Origin of the sequence: Nocardiopsis aegyptia, assembly GCF_013410755.1 — a bacterium.
In the GTDB taxonomy this organism is placed as follows: Bacteria; Actinomycetota; Actinomycetes; order Streptosporangiales; family Streptosporangiaceae; genus Nocardiopsis; species Nocardiopsis aegyptia.
Genome location: NZ_JACCFS010000001.1, coordinates 6,081,004 through 6,096,124, shown reverse-complemented (window position 1 = coordinate 6,096,124; position 15,121 = coordinate 6,081,004). Strand labels below are relative to the sequence as shown.

General features: G+C 72.2%; 11 protein-coding genes. 8 read left to right on the top strand and 3 right to left on the bottom strand.

Annotated elements, in window-relative coordinates; translation table 11 throughout:
* Positions 1-205: 205 nt before the first annotated feature.
* A complete protein-coding gene (locus HNR10_RS27215; protein ID WP_179828414.1) occupies positions 206-2,431 on the bottom strand; it encodes an MMPL family transporter in 2,226 nt (741 codons plus the stop codon).
* A gap of 148 nt (positions 2,432-2,579) precedes the next feature.
* Here HNR10_RS27215 and HNR10_RS27210 point away from each other — a divergent pair, with 148 nt between their 5' ends.
* Together HNR10_RS27210 and HNR10_RS27205 are read left to right on the top strand one after the other, a co-directional pair.
* Positions 2,580-3,374 carry a TetR/AcrR family transcriptional regulator gene (locus HNR10_RS27210; protein WP_179828412.1) on the top strand — a complete coding sequence of 265 codons (795 nt, stop codon included), beginning with the start codon at positions 2,580-2,582 and terminating at the stop codon, positions 3,372-3,374.
* Between the two features lie 90 nt (positions 3,375-3,464).
* Complete coding sequence (locus HNR10_RS27205) at positions 3,465-4,511, top strand: neutral zinc metallopeptidase (RefSeq protein WP_312889431.1); 1,047 nt, start codon at positions 3,465-3,467, stop codon at positions 4,509-4,511.
* Between the two features lie 297 nt (positions 4,512-4,808).
* Here the strand turns inward: HNR10_RS27205 and HNR10_RS27200 are convergent, their stop codons facing one another.
* Entirely contained in the window at positions 4,809-6,215 is a 1,407-nt protein-coding gene (locus tag HNR10_RS27200) for an FAD-dependent oxidoreductase (protein WP_179828410.1), read from the bottom strand.
* A 470-nt stretch (positions 6,216-6,685) separates the two neighbouring features.
* Here HNR10_RS27200 and HNR10_RS27195 point away from each other — a divergent pair, with 470 nt between their 5' ends.
* The 6 genes from HNR10_RS27195 (at position 6,686) to HNR10_RS27170 (ending at position 14,400) form a co-directional block, all read left to right on the top strand.
* Complete coding sequence (locus tag HNR10_RS27195) at positions 6,686-7,954, top strand: ABC transporter substrate-binding protein (protein WP_179828408.1); 1,269 nt, start codon at positions 6,686-6,688, stop codon at positions 7,952-7,954.
* Between the two features lie 8 nt (positions 7,955-7,962).
* Positions 7,963-8,904 carry a carbohydrate ABC transporter permease gene (locus tag HNR10_RS27190; protein WP_179828407.1) on the top strand — a complete coding sequence of 314 codons (942 nt, stop codon included), beginning with the start codon at positions 7,963-7,965 and terminating at the stop codon, positions 8,902-8,904.
* Positions 8,901-9,743: a carbohydrate ABC transporter permease gene (locus HNR10_RS27185; protein ID WP_179828405.1), complete on the top strand. Its 843-nt coding sequence runs from the start codon at positions 8,901-8,903 to the stop codon at positions 9,741-9,743. The genes HNR10_RS27190 and HNR10_RS27185 overlap by 4 nt, the downstream gene beginning before the upstream one ends.
* 6 nt (positions 9,744-9,749) lie before the next feature.
* Positions 9,750-10,319, top strand: coding sequence for a hypothetical protein (locus HNR10_RS27180; protein ID WP_179828403.1), 570 nt, complete (start codon positions 9,750-9,752; stop codon positions 10,317-10,319).
* A 66-nt stretch (positions 10,320-10,385) separates the two neighbouring features.
* A complete protein-coding gene (locus tag HNR10_RS27175; RefSeq protein ID WP_312889430.1) occupies positions 10,386-13,187 on the top strand; it encodes an exo-rhamnogalacturonan lyase family protein in 2,802 nt (933 codons plus the stop codon).
* Between the two features lie 70 nt (positions 13,188-13,257).
* On the top strand, positions 13,258-14,400 hold the full coding sequence (locus HNR10_RS27170) for a rhamnogalacturonan acetylesterase (RefSeq protein ID WP_179828401.1): 1,143 nt from the start codon (positions 13,258-13,260) through the stop codon (positions 14,398-14,400).
* Positions 14,401-14,433: 33 nt separating this feature from the next.
* On the opposite strand, the gene HNR10_RS27165 is transcribed toward HNR10_RS27170, so the two are convergent.
* Positions 14,434-14,967: a hypothetical protein gene (locus HNR10_RS27165; RefSeq protein ID WP_179828399.1), complete on the bottom strand. Its 534-nt coding sequence runs from the start codon at positions 14,965-14,967 to the stop codon at positions 14,434-14,436.
* Positions 14,968-15,121 lie beyond the last annotated feature (154 nt).

Below are 15,121 nucleotides of genomic sequence, written 5' to 3'. Positions count from 1 at the left end.
GTCCCTGGCGAACCGACCCTCGGCGCCACCGTACTATATGGTTTCTATATGAATATGGCTATAGATAATAGGCTTCGCATACTATTCACCCCGCAGGGCCGCGAGGGGACGGCAGACGGACGGCCCGCGCCGGATCCTTCCGGCGCGGGCCGTCCGCGTCCACCGGCCGGGCGCCGCGACCTCGCCGCGGCGCCCGGTCCAGTACCTAGATGCGCTCCAGCTCGCGGCCGGTCGGCCGCGGCGCGGCGGGGAGCTCCGGCTCGTCCTCCTCGCCCCCGCCCTCGGAGATGCCGATGCGGTCGTGCACCCACCGAAGCGGCCGGGGCAGCCACCAGTTGGCACCGCCGAGCAGGCGCATCGTCGCCGGCACCATGACGGCCCGCACGAGCGTGGCGTCCACGACCACCGCCAGCGCCAGGCCGATCCCGATCACCTTCAGGAACAGCAGGCCGGAGGTCCCCATGGCCAGCAGGACCACCACGAGCAGCAGTGCCGCGCTGGTGATGATCCGCCCCGTGCGCTGCAGCCCCAGTGCCACCGACGCGGTGTTGTCCCCACTGCGCAGGTACTCCTCGCGCACCCGGCTGAGCAGGAACAGCTCGTAGTCCATCGCCAGCCCGAACGAGACGATGGTGATCAGGACGAGGTAGGTGGGGTCGATGGTGCCGACGGCGTCGAAGCCCAGCACGGCCGCGAACGCGCCCTCCTGGAACCCCCACACCACCAGCCCCAGGGACGCGCTCAGTGACAGAGCACCCATCAGGACCGCCTTGACCGGCAGCACCACGGACCCGAAGGCGAGGAAGAGCAGCAGCAGGGTCGCCGTGGCCACGAAGGCGACCGTGACGGGCACCGCCTCGACGATCGCCGCCACGTTGTCCGTCTGCATGGCGGCCACTCCGCCCACGAGGACCTCCTCGGCCCCCTCCGGCAGCGGCGCGGACCGCACGTCGGCGACCAGGCCCTCGATCTCCGGTGAGTCCGACGCGCCCTCGTAGGCGACCAGGACGTGCGCGATGCCGTCCCCGGTGCGCTCCACCGAGGCCAGAGCGGCCTCGGGCAGGTCCGCGAGCCGCTCGGCGTAGTCCTCCAGGTCGTCCTCGGCGACGTCGCCGACCACCGCCACGTGCAGCCGTCCCAGGCCGCCGGCGGGGAAGTCGTCGGTCAGCGACTCGGTCGCGATCCGGCTCCCGGCGTCCTCGGGCAGGTAGCGCTGGTCGGTGGAGCCGAGCTGGGCCGAGGCCAGCCCCGAGCCGAAGACCAGGAGCACGCCTCCGACCGCGACCAGCGAGACCGCGGGTCCGCGCATCACCGTGCGGGCCAGCCGGGCCCAGCCGCCGGCCCGCTCGTGCAGCGCGCCGGTGACGGTTCGGCGCGGCAGGGGGATGCGCAGGCTGTCGATCCGGGGCCCGACCACGGACAGCAGCGCGGGCAGGAACACGAGCGCGGCCACCAGGTCGAAGGCCACGACCGCGATGCCGCCCCAGCCGATCGACTGCAGGATCGGCTGGGGGAAGAAGAGCAGGCCCGCGAAGGCGATGCCCACGGTGACGCCGGAGAAGGCCACCGTGCGGCCCGCGGTGTCCACGGTCCGCCCCACCGCCTCGGCGATCGGCCGGCCGCGACCCGTCTCCTCGCGGAACCGGCTGACCAGGAACAGACCGTAGTCGATCGCCAGGCCCAGGCCCAGGATGGTGGCGACGTTGATCGCGAACACCGACACCTCGGTGACGTAGGTCAGGGCGCGCAGGGCGGTGAGGGAGCCGAGGATGGCCAGGCCGCCGACGGCCAGGGGCACCAGCCCGGCGATCAGGCCGCCGAAGATCAGGACGAGCAGGAGCAGCAGAATCGGCAGGGTGACCAGTTCGGCGCGCACGACGTCGCTCTCGGCGGTGGCCGAGAGCTCGCTCTCCACCGCCACGGGCCCGCCCAGGTGGACGTCGAGCTGGCTGGACTCCAGCACCTCGGCGACCTCGTCGTACTGGTGGAGGCGCTCGGTGTGGTCCGCGCCGGACAGGGTCACCGGCACGTAGGTGGCGTGCATGTCCTCGGAGACGAGCATGCCTCGCTCGGTCTCACCCAGGTCCTCGTCGAGGTAGGTGTCGGCCTCGGCGACGGCGTCCTCGGGCAGGGCGTCCACGACGCGCTCCACGGCCGCGGCGAAGGACGGGTTGTCCACCCGCATCTCGTCGCTGCGGTAGACCGCGACGACATCGACGTCGTCGTGGCCGAGTTCGTCCTCCAGGACCCGCACGGCCCGCGCCGACTCCGAGTCAGGGTCCTCGAAGCCGCTCTCGCTGACGTCGGAGAACACCGCCGAACCCCAGACCGCGGCGAAGGCCGCGAAGAGCGCCGTGGCGACCAGAACCCACCAGCGGCGCCGGTGGGCGGCCAGCCCCAAGCGGCCGAAGATCCCCATGTGTGTGCGCATGCGTCGCCCTCCGCGAACGGTCTTCATGTGGGTGAACGGTGTGTGCTAACGGTGTTCACTAAAGCGTTCGGGCGTTACGATGTCAATGTCGCATTGTTGAGTCACGTGCCACCGACCCGGCACGTGGAGACGGGGTGTTCCGCAGCACATGACCACACCGCAGGTCCCGGCGCCACCGACGGGCACGAGCGTTCCCACCCGGCGGGAGCGTGTGCGCGAAGCCACACTCCTGGAGATCAAGGAGACCGCCCGGCGCCACCTGGTCGAGCACGGACCCGCGGGCGTGTCCCTGCGCGCCGTCGCCCGCGAGATGGGGATGACCGCCCCCGGCCTGTACCGCTACGTCCCCGGGATCGACGCGCTGCTCGTGGCCGTCACCGCCGACCTGTTCGACGAGCTGGCCTCCGCCGTGGCCGCCGCGGACGCCGCCGTCCCCGACCACGACACCGACCAGCGCATCCTCGACTCCCTGCGCGCCTTCCGCTCCTGGGCGACCACTCACCGCGCGGAGTTCGCGATCATGTTCGGGCCGCGCACGGCACCCGAGGCCGACATCACCCCCGCGGTGGAGGCGGGCCGCCGGTTCGGCGCCACGTTCTTCACGCTCTTCGACCGGCTGCTGGCCGAGCAGCGCTTCCCGCTGCCCGACGACGAGAGCGTCCCCGCCGAACTCGCGCGGGAGCTGCGCTCCTTCGCGGGCACGTGCGGGGTCTCGGCCGACCACATCCCCGTGGCCGCCGTCAGGATCCTCGCCTCGTGCTGGGTGCGGCTGTACGGGGTGGTGTGCATGGAGGTCTTCGAGCACATGCACTTCGCCATGACCGACATGGAACCGCTGTTCGAGGCCGAACTGCTCGACGTGATGACCGAGCTGGGGGTGCGCTACACGCCGCCCGCCGACGAGGGCGGCACGGCCCCGCGTCCGAGCGACTCGTCGGATTAGGCCCCATACTGGAGTTCTGCGACACTTGCCGGATTCGCGCGCCGAACCGGCCCAGACCGGTGCGTCGGAACGATAGCGAGGACAGACCCCGTGGAGAACCGACCCGGCGGCGGCGAACCGCCCGGGGCCGCGCCCTCCGGCCCGCAGGGCCCCGGCCCGGCCCACCACGCCGTCCGGGCCCCATGGCCCGCCCCGACCGCGTATCCGGCGCCGGGCTACGGCGCCTTCCGACCACCGCCGTGGCACATGCCGCCGCCCCCTCCGCCCCCGTCCGCTGGGAGCGGCGCGGGTGTGCTCTTCGGCGCCGGCGTGGCCGCCGCCGTCGCGCTGTCCGCCCTGGGCGCGAGCGTCCTGATCGTGGTCAACACCCCGCGCGAGGCGCCTCCGACCGGAGGGACCGACGTGTCGCTCCACTACGAGGACACCATGGCCGCGCCGCCCAACGCGGTCACGGTGGACGTCGCCGACCACCCCCTGTACGAGGCCCCGATGCCGGAGCCGGTCGACTGCGAGACTCCCGAGCTCCAACCCGAGTCCGACGAGTCCTGGCAGGACTTCGCGACGTCGGTCGGCGGTTGCCTGGAGGAGCTCTGGGCGCCGGTCCTGACGGACCTGGGCCTGGCCGCGGAGGCACCGGAGTTCGCGGTCACCACGGAGTCACCGGACCCCGCCGACGCCGAGGGCTACACGCTCGCCTACTACGAGGGCGACTTCACCCGCATCACCGTGGTCCTGCCGAACGTGCGCGAACTCGGCGCGCAGGTGCGCCCGGACGAGCGCGAGGAGGTGTGGCTGGCCCTCATGGGGCACGAGTACGGCCACCACGTCCAGCACGCCACCGGCATCCTGGGCATCAGCCACGACCTGCGCATGTCCGCCGGAAGCGAGGCCGACGAGCTCGACGCCCTGCGCCGGACCGAGCTCCAGGCCGAGTGCATGGCGGGCATCGGGCTCCGCGGGATCACCGACGGCGGCGCCGACACCCTCGAGGTGGTCAACGCCAACTTCAACGGCGGCGGCGACCTGCCCACGCACGGGACCGCGGTCAACCGCGCCTTCTGGCTGGAGCAGGGGTGGTCCCAGCCGACCGTGGGCAGCTGCAACACCTACGGCGCCGAGGAGGGCCAGGTGCTCTAGCCGGACCGCAGCCGCCCCCCGCCCCGGGATGGTCCATCCGGGCCAAAGCGGGAAGGACTGCACCGGAGGCGTCCCCGTCTACCAGGCGCCCGCACCGGCTGCCGGGACCCCCGCCCCGGGCGGTTGAAGGTGAGCGGCCCACTCACCGGAACCACAGGGGGGTTGATCCGGGCCGAAGCGAGGAACGAGCGGAGGCCCAAAGTAGGCACAACGAGGGCGCCGACGCGTTCTGGAGTGGCTGAAGGTGGTGTCCGTGAGGAACGAGCGGACACCACCGGAAGCCGCGAAGGGCGCGTCCTAAAGGCGCCCGAGAGCCGCCTTCCGGTAGGCCTCCCAGCCGTGCAGCTTGACGCGCTCGCCGCGCTCCAGGTCGCGGCCCTGCTCGGCCTCGGCGGTGTCGATGCGCAGCCAGTCCTGGTAGTCGTAGTGCGCGAGCCCGCGCTCGTCCAGCAGCCGCTCCAGCGGAAGGGGGTCCGGCCGCGCGGCCAGCAGGGCGTCGGAGTCGGCGAGCAGGGACCGGACGGTGGCGGCGGCGTCGGACTTGTTGGTCCCGATCACTCCCGTGGCGCCGCGCTTGATCCATCCGGCGACGTAGTCGCCCGGGACGACGGCTCCCCCGGCGTCCAGCACCCGTCCGTCCTCCTGCGGCACGGTGCGCCGCCGGTCGTCGAAGGGCACGCCCTCCAGGGGCACCCCGGCGTAGCCCACCGAGCGCAGCACCATCCCGGCGTCGAGGTCGGTGGTGCGCCCGGTGCCCTCGAGCCGGCCCTCGGCGTCCAGGCGCGTGTGCTCGATCCGGACGCCCCGCACGCGGTCCGTGCCCAGGATCTGCACCGGACGCGACCAGAAGTGCAGGTGGACGCTGCGCGGCAGCCCCCTGGGCTCGCGTCCGGCGAGCTCGGTGAGCAGCCGGAGGTTGGTCCGCGCGGCACGGGAGACCTCGCGCAGCTCCGGTCCTCCGCTGCCCACCTGGGCGGGGTCGATGTCGACGTGGTCGGCGCGCACGTGGACGTCGGCGCCGGGCAGGTCGAGCAGGTCGCGCAGCTCCGGGGCGGTGAACCTGGCCTGGAGGGGGCCGCGGCGCGCCAGCAGGTGCACCTCGCGCACGCGGCTGGCGGCCAGGGTGTCCAGGACGGGCTGGGGGATGTCGGTGTGCCGCAGCTCGTCGGCGGTCTTGGCCAGGATGCGGGCCACGTCGAGGGCGACGTTGCCGGCGCCGACCACGACCGCCCGCTCGGCGTCCAGGACGAACCGCTCCAGCTCGCTGTCGGGGTGGCCGCAGTACCAGTTGACGAAGTCGGTGGCGGCGACGCTTCCGGGCAGGTCCTCCCCGGGCACGCCCAGGCGGCGGTCGACGCCGGCCCCGGTCGCGTAGACCACGGCGTGGTAGGCGCGGGACAGGTCGTCGCGGGAGAGGTCGGTCCCGAACTCCAGGCCGCCCACGAAGCGCACCTCGGGGCGTTCGAGGACGGTGCGCAGCGCGCGGGCCACGCCCTTGATCTTGGTGTGGTCGGGAGCGACGCCGTAGCGCACGAGTCCGTAGGGCGTGGGCAGGCGGTCCATGACGTCGACCCGGACGGGGACACGTTTCTGCCGGGTCAGGGCGTCGGCCGTGTAGACGCCCGCCGGTCCGGAACCGATGACGGCGACGCGCAGCGGACCGGCGCCGTCGGTGCGCGGCCGCTCGGGTGCGGGTGAGGTCATGGCGCCATTGTCGCAGCCGTGGCGGCCGTGCGGCTCGGAACGCTCGGTCGGTGAGCGCGCCGATCGGACTTAAAACGTATTAACCAACTGGCCACCCGGCCCCGGACCGTCGTGTCGGCGGTGGCCGCCAGTGTGATCCACTTCATTGCGATCAGATAACAGGAAACCTTTCTTGCAGATACCGTAGCGATGCATGTGACCAGTCACGACACCCGCCTGATCGCCCTCGGCGCGGCACCCGTGCGCCACCCGCCCCTCCGCGTTCACCTGGACCCAGGGTCTTGTCCACCCGGTATTAAGACGTTTAAATCCAAGGACGCACACGGCTCGCGCGGCCCCGCTGGGACTCCGGTCCGTGTGCACCACCAGCCGAGGAGCCTCCCACCAGCCATCCCCCCAGGTATCAGGAAAGCGCTTGCTCGCCATGGCGCGCCGTGTGTCCGGACCTGGGCCAGACGAGAGAGATCCACGTGAAAAAGACACCGGTCGCGGCCACCGCGCTGGCCCTGACCCTCCTGGCGACCGCCTGCGGCGGTTCCGGCGGGTCCGACGGCGAGACCACCCTGCGCTTCGCGATCTGGGGCAGCGAGGAGCGCTACGAGGTCGTCCAGGCCGCCGTCCAGGCGTTCATGGACGACAACCCCGGAATCCAGGTCGAGACGACCATCGCCGAGTACGACCCCTACTGGCAGCGGATGAACACCGAGATGGCCGGCGGCAACGCCCCCGACGTGTTCCTCATGAGCGACCGGCACCTGCGCGAGTACGCCGGCCGCAACGTCGTCATGGACCTGGCGCCGCACGTCGGCGAGGGAGTGCGCACCGACGACATCATCCCCCAGGTCATGGGGCTGGGCACCGACGGCGACCACCTGTGGGGCCTGCCGATGAGCCAGATCACCATCACCATGCCCTACAACCCGCAGCTGTGGGAGGACGCCGGTGCCGAGGCGCCCGAACTCGGCTGGACCTGGGACGACTACCTCGAGGCCGCCCAGCTCGTCTCCGAGCACACCGACGAGGAGGTCTACGGCGCCAGCGACTTCGGCGGCATCGAGTCCTGGTTCAAGGTCTACCTCAGCCAGCAGGGCAAGTCCCTCTACACCGAGGACGGGGAGCTCGGCTACACCGCCGACGACGTCGCCGAGTGGTGGGAGATGGCCACGGAGTTCCGCGAGGCCGGAGCCACCACGCCGGCCGAGGTCACCAACGACACCACCGCCGGATCCCCCATGTTCCAGCGCCACTCGGCCTCGGAGTTCACCCCGGACTCGACCTTCGGACCCGATCACGGTGAGCAGTTCGACGGCGACTTCGCCCTCGCCCCGCTCCCCCAGGGCGACTCCCTCGGCCTGTACGCCGAGCCCGCGATGCTCATCAGCGCCAGCGCCCGCACCTCCCACGAGGAGGAGTCCCTGGCCCTGATCGACTACGTCGTCAACGAGCCCGCCGCGGCCGAGGCGCTGGGCATGGCCTTCGGCCTCCCCGCCAACCAGACCAACCGCGAGCACATCTCCGCCGATCTCGAAGGCGCCTGGCAGCAGGTGTACGAGTACGAGGAGCTGGTCGGCCCCGAGCTCAAGGAGGGGCCGCCCGCGCCGCCGCAGGGCGCCAGCGCCCTGTTCGACCTCTTCACCGCCTACTACGAGGACGTCATGTTCGACCGGGCCGACCCGGAGGAGCAGGCACGCGCCTTCTACGCCGAGGCCGAGCAGGTCATCGCCGACAACCAGGACTGAACGGCGACATGACCACTGCGCTCACCCGTTCCGCCGCCCGCCCGCGCCGGCGGCGGAACGGTACCTACGGAGACCATCCGGCGACCGGCTACCTGTTCCTGTCCCCGTGGATCCTCGGCGCCCTGCTGATGTTCCTCGGGCCGATGCTCGCCTCGCTCTACCTGTCCTTCACCGACTACGACCTCTTCTCCAGCCCGACCTGGATCGGGCTGGAGAACTACGAGCGGATGCTCACCGACGACCCCAGGTTCGGCAACTCGGTGTGGGCGACGCTGAAGTTCGTCGTCTTCGGTGTGCCCATCCAGCTCGCCGCCGCCCTGGGCGTGGCACTGCTCCTGAACCGGGCGAGCCGGATGTCGGGCTTCTACCGCTCCGCCTTCTACGCCCCCTCGCTGCTGGGCGGCAGCGTGGCGCTCGCCCTGGTGTGGCGCTCGCTGTTCACCGCCGACGGGCCGGCCGACCAGCTCTCCGAGCTGTTCGGGGTCCCCTCGCGCGGCTGGGTCAACGACCCGCAGCTGGCCCTGGCCGTGCTGGTCCTGCTCATCGTGTGGCAGTTCGGCGCGCCCATGGTGATCTTCCTGGCCGGGCTCAAGCAGATCCCCCAAGAGCTCTACGACGCCGCCTCCGTGGACGGCGCCAACGCCTGGCAGCGGTTCCGGGCGATCACCGTGCCGATGCTCTCGCCGGTGATCTTCTTCAACCTCGTCCTCAACACCATCAACGCCTTCCAGGTGTTCAACGCCGCCTTCATCGTGAGCGGCGGCACCGGCGGTCCGAGCGACACGACGCTGTTCTACACGCTCTACCTGTGGCGAAAGGGATTCGTGGAGTTCAACATGGGCTACGCCTCGGCCATGGCCTGGGTCCTGCTCCTGGGCATCGCCCTGGTGACGGGACTGATCTTCCGCAGCGCCCGCTCCTGGGTCCACTACGCGGGGGAGAAGCGATGACGCCCGCACGCCTGCGCAAACTCGCCTGGCACGCCCTGGTCCTGGCGATCGTGGCGGTCATGCTCTACCCGCTGGTGTGGATGCTGGCCAGCAGCCTCAAGCCCAGCCGCGAGATCGTCACGAGCGTCGCGCTCATCCCGCGCACCTGGGAGTGGAGCAACTACGCGGCCGCGCTCGAACCGCGGGTGGGCGTCCCGGTGTGGCGGTTCTTCCTCAACACCGCGCTCATCTCGGCGGGCGCGGTGGCGGGCAACATCCTCACCTGCTCACTGGCCGCCTACGCCTTCGCCCGCCTGCGGTTCCGCCTGCGCACGCCGATGTTCGTGTTCATGCTGGCCACGATCATGCTGCCGTACCACGTGGTGCTGATCCCGCAGTACACGATCTTCCAGCAGCTGGGCATGGTCGACAGCTTCTGGCCGCTGGTGCTGCCCAAGTTCCTGGCCACCGACGCCTTCTTCGTCTTCCTGATGGTGCAGTTCGTCCGGCAGCTGCCCCAGGACCTGGACGAGGCCGCGCGCATCGACGGCTGCGGACCCTTCCGGATCTTCACCCTGGTGATCCTGCCGCTGCTGCGGCCCGCGCTCATCACCACGGCGATCTTCACCTTCATCTGGACCTGGAACGACTTCTTCCAGCAGTTGATCTACCTGTCCTCGCCGGACAACTACACGCTGCCGCTGGCCCTGCGACTGTTCGTCGACACCCAGGAGTCGGTGGCCAACTTCGGACCGATGTTCGCGCTGTCGGTGCTCTCGATGCTGCCGGTCCTGCTGTTCTTCGCGGCCTTCCAGCGCTACCTGGTCGACGGCATGGCGACCTCGGGCCTGAAGGGGTGATGTGACGTGTTCCCACGCCTGGGCCTGTTCGCCGAGTCCCTGCTGGTGGGGCTGCTGACCGCGCTGGCCGCGCTGCTGGTCGTCCCGGCCCTGGCCGCGGTCACCGCCGGCTGCTCGGTCCTGCGCGAATCGCGGACCGGCCCGGTGGGCGCCGCGCTGTTCGCCGCGCGCCTGCGCGAGGCCCTGCGCGCCGGACCACCCGTCCTCCTCCTTCCGCCGACGGCCGCGGCCCTGCTCCTGGTGGGGTACGCGGCGGCCGGGGCGGGCCTGCCCGGCGCGGAGGCGTGGTCGGCCGCCGCCACCGTCGCCGTGGTGGCCGCCGCGGCGGCCCTGCTGCGCGTCGCGGCGTGCTGGCGGCCGGGCATGGACTGGCGCGGCGCCGTCCGCTCCGGCGCCGACCGCATCACCGGCGACCTCCACGGGTCCGTCCTCGCGGTCCTGGCGGTGGTCGCGGCCGCGCCGGTCTGCACGGCCGTGCCGGCCATGGCACCGCTCGTGCTGGGCCAGGTGCTGCTGGCGGGCGCGGCCCTGGAGGTACGCGCCGAGGGAAGGGAGGCGGTCCGGACCACGGGGTGACGAACGGGGCGGGGGTCCCGGCAGTTCACGTCCGGCTCCCCGCGAGCCGGTGGAAAGGCACCACACGTGCACGAGCAGACAGGCACACAGGAGAACGCGAGGACGGAGTACGTCCGACGCGACGTCCTCAAGGGCATGGCCGCCACCGGAGTGGCCGTCCCGCTCACCACGATGGCGATGGACGCGGGCTGGGGCGGGACCGCCGCCGCCTCCGCCCTGCCCACCGAACCCGCGGGCGCGCCCGACGTCGGTGTCCGGTGGCTGGAGGGCGTGCCCTCCGAACTCCCCGGCGCGACCTGGGGCACGCCCTGGCCCAAGGGCGCCGTCGCGGAGGGTTCCTCGTTCGCCCTCCACGGCGCGGACGGCACACCCGTCCCCCTGCAGACCTGGCCGACCGCCTTCTGGCCGGACGGGACGGTGAAGTGGACCGGCCACGCCATCCCCGGTTCGGTGGCCGCCCACGAGGAGTACACGCTCGGGGCGGGGACCCCGGCCGAGCCGGAGTCGGCGGTGTCGGTCTCGACCGCCGGCCGGAAGGTGACCGTGTCCACCGGCGTGATCACGGCGACGATCCCCACCCGCGGCCAGCACGTGGTCTCCAGTGTGGAGCGCGATGGGGTCACCATCGCCACGGACGGCGAACTGGTCGCGCTCGGACAGGACGACATCGTCGACGACATCGAGGCCGCCCCGGCCCGGCGGCACGCCTACCGCAGCTGGATCGAGGAGGTGACGGTCGAGCAGGAGGGCCCGGTGCGCGCGGTCGTGCGCGTGGACGGCACCCACCGCCGCGCACGCCGGGGCAAGGTGAACGGGCGCCAGGGCCGACTGCCGTTCACGCTGCGGCTGTACTTCTACGCCGGGTCGGAGTCCTTCCGCGTGGTGCACAGCTTCGTGCTGGACAGCGACGGCACCACCGACTTCGTGGCCGGCCTGGGCGTGCGGTTCACCGTGCCGATGCGCGACGAGCTCTACAACCGGCACGTGCGTCTGCTGGCGGGCGGCGAGCGCATGGTGGCCGAGGCGGTCCAGGGCGTGACCGGGCTGCGCCGCGACCCGGGCGCGGAGGTGCGGGCCGCGCAGGTGGCCGGGGAACGGCTACCCGACATCGGCACGTGGGACCCGCGCGTCGGCGAGTGGATGCACTACGTGCCCGCCTGGGGCGACCACACGCTGAGCCAGCCCAACTCCGAGGGGTTCTCCGTGCGCAAGCGCACGGCCGCCGGGAACGGATGGGTGCCCGTCGACCAGGGCCGGCGCGCCGCGGGAACCGGGTACGTGGGCGGTGTCACGGGCGGGCTGGTGTTCGGGATGCGCGACTTCTGGCAGCGCCATCCCGCGCAGCTGGACGTGCGCGGCGCCCACACCGACGAGGCGGAGGCGACCGTCTGGATGTGGTCGCCCGAGGCCGGTCCGATGGACACCCGCTTCTACCACGACGGCATGGGACAGGACACCCACGCCGAGCAGCTCGACGGCCTCAGGATCACCTACGAGGACTACGAACCCGGCTTCGGCACGCCCTACGGCATCGCCCGGACCACGGAGCTGACGTTCTGGGCGGTGGCGGCCACGCCCTCGGCCGAGCGGCTGGGCGCGATGGGGCGCACGGTCGGCGCGACGCCGCAGGTCGTCAACTCGACGTCGCACCTGACCTCGGCGGGCGTGTTCGGCGGCCTGTTCGCGCCGGTGGACCGCTCCGACCCCGCCAAGGCGGAGATCGAGGCCAACCTCGACTTCCTCTTCGACTACTACTCCGCGCAGGTCGAACAGCGCCACTGGTACGGGTTCTGGGACTACGGCGACATCATGCACTCCTTCGACGAGGACCGGCAGGTGTGGCGGTACGACGTCGGCGGCTACGCCTGGGACAACTCCGAACTGTCGCCGGACCTGTGGCTGTGGTACGCCTACATGCGCTCGGGACGCGCGGACGTGTTCCGCATGGCCGAGGCGATGACGCGGCACACCGGCGAGGTGGACGTGTACCACCTGGGCGAGTGGGCGGGGCTCGGGACCCGCCACAACGTGCAGCACTGGGGGTGCAGTGCAAAGCAGCAGCGCATCTCCACGGCCGGGTACCGCCGGATGTTCTACTTCCTGACCGCCGACGAGCGCACCGGGGACCTGATGCGCGCCCTCGTGGACTCCGACGAGACGTTCCTGGCCCTGGACCCGCTGCGCAAGATCCGGAACGAGCCCTACGAACCTGACCGCAACGCCCTGGCGATCGGTCTGGGCACGGACTGGAGCGGCCTGGCGTTCGCGTGGCTGACCGAGTGGGAGCGTCGCGGGCCCAAGGCCGAGACCGCCGAGGCCAAGCTGCGCGGCACGATGGAGTCGATCGCGGCCATGCCCAACGGGTTCATCCAGGGCGAGGGGCTCTACGACCTGGACACCGGGGTCTTCGCCGAGGCGGAGGCCGCGGTGGGCGTGAGCCACCTGTCGGCGATGTTCGGCCAGGTGGAGGTGTGCGCCGAGCTGATCGACCTGGTGGACATGCCCGAGTTCGAGCAGGCGTGGCTGCAGTACTGCCGCCTGTACAACGCCAGTCGCGACGAGCAGACCGAGGAGGTCGGCGAGCACTTCGGCAACCTCATCCTGCGCCAGGGCCACTCACGCCTGGACGCCTACGCCGCCGTGCGCCTGGGCGAGGACGCCTACGCCGAGCGCGCGTGGGCGCGGTTCCTCGACCCGCAGGACGGCTGGGAGTACGCGCACGACCGCGACTGGAGCTCGACGGAGTCCGAGCACACCCTCAACCCGGCGGACAGCGCGCCGTGGGTGTCGACCAACACGACGGCGCTGTTCGGCCTGGCCGCGATCCAGAACCTGGCGCTGATCGGCGACAAGCTGCCGCGCACCTAGGTGTGTCCGGGGGGGGCGCCCCCACGGGCGCCCCCGCCCCGCCCCTCCCCCTCACCCCCTGGAGAACGCAGTGCGCACCCGACCCCTCGTCACGGTCCTGACCGCCCTCGCCCTCGCCACCTCGGTGGCCGTCCCCGCCCACGCCGCCTCCGCCGCCTCCCCCGGCCAGGGCCTGGAGCCGGCGCCGCGTCCGGCGCCCGCCCTCCTGGAGGAGTGCACCGGCACGGCGCCCGTCGTCTGCCGGTTCGACGTCGACCCCGGCCGGTACGACGTGACCGTCCGCCTCGGCGGCCCCGAGGCCGCGCACACCGCCGTGTGGGCCGAGGCCCGCCGCCTGATGGTCCCCGCCACCGCAATGGAGGCGGGCGGCACCGAACGGGCGACCTTCACCGTCGACGTCCGCGATCCGGAGGGCGAGCCCACCGGCGGGGCCGGCCCGGGCGAGGACGGGCTCACCCTGGTCTTGGACGGACCCGCCCCGGGCGTCGAGGGCATCGGGCTCGCGCCCGCGCCCGCCGACCGGCCCGACCTCTACCTCCTCGGCGACTCGACCGTCACCGACCAGGGCACCCACCCCTACACGGGCTGGGGCCAACTGCTGCCCGCCCACTACCGGCACGGCCTGGCCGTCGCCAACTACGCCGACTCCGGTGAGAGCAGCGGTTCCGTGCTCGCCCACCCAGCCCTGCTCCCGACGGTCGAACAGCGCATCGGACCCGGGGACACGGTCCTGTACCAGGTCGGGCACAACGACAAGCAGACCAGCGCGCGGGACTTCCGCGCGAACCTGACCGAGGCCGTCACGCGCATCCGGGCCACCGGCGCCGAACCCGTGCTGGTCACCCCGGTGGTGCGGCGCTGGTTCACCGGCGACCGGCTCAACGAGGTCGGCCTGATCGTCAACGGGCTCGGTGTGGACCTGCCCGCCGAGATGCGCGCGGTCGCCGCCGCCGAGGGCACGGCGCTCATCGACCTGACCGAGCACAGCCGGGAGCTGGTCGAGGGGTTGGGGCCGGAGGCCGCCAAGGACCTGTACCTGACCCGGCAGCTGCGTGACGACACCCACCTGTCGATCGCGGGCGCCGCGGTGATGTCGGATCTGGTGGCCGCCGAACTGCGCGCCCAGGGACTGGTCCCCGATCGTGTCGAGGCCCGCTCGGAGCTCGGCCGCGCCGAGCACGCCGGAACCGGAGAGCGGGAGATCCGGCCCTAGACCGCCCGGAGGGCCGCGCGTCGCGGTGGACCGTCAGGGATCGAGCAGCTCCACGAACCGGCTCGCCCAGGCCCGGAACCGGTCGTCGTGCTCCTTCCGCGCGGCCCAGAGTGCCGACACGTCCTCCGGCGGCCCCAGGCCGAAGTTCCGGTCCAGCCAGGTGAGGTACTCGTGGTGGCCGGCGGTGTGGTCCTCGACGTCTTCGGCGGCGAGGAATCCGACGTCGGCGAAGGGCGCGCTGTCGAGGGCCAGAAGCCGGAACAGCTCCCTCAGGTCCCGCGCGATCACGTAGAGGTGCCCTTCGTCGCCGACCAGGACGACGGGGAGGGCGGCGAGGTCGGTCCGACCGTCGCACCGCCACAGCGCGTAGTCGGAGCCGGAGCCGTTGGCCTGCGCGAAGGGGACGAGCCGGCTCAGGAAGTCCGGGTGCTCCGACCAGGTGTGCAGGCCGGCGTCCGCGCCGTACTCGCGCAGCTCGAAACCGTCCGAGTAGTAGACCGGACCGATCCGGTCGTCGAACTCCCTGAGCAGGTTCAGCTCCGGGACGGGCGAGTACGCCTCGCTCATGTGGCCTCCCGGCCGGTCGGGGCGTCCGGCGCGGTCGCGGACGCCGTGCACTGGCCTGGTGATGCTATCGGCACCACCGGAGCGAGCGGTCCCACAGGACGCCGTGAGGCCGTCCCGCGAACGGCGGGACGGCCTCAGGTGTGCGGGGGGGCGC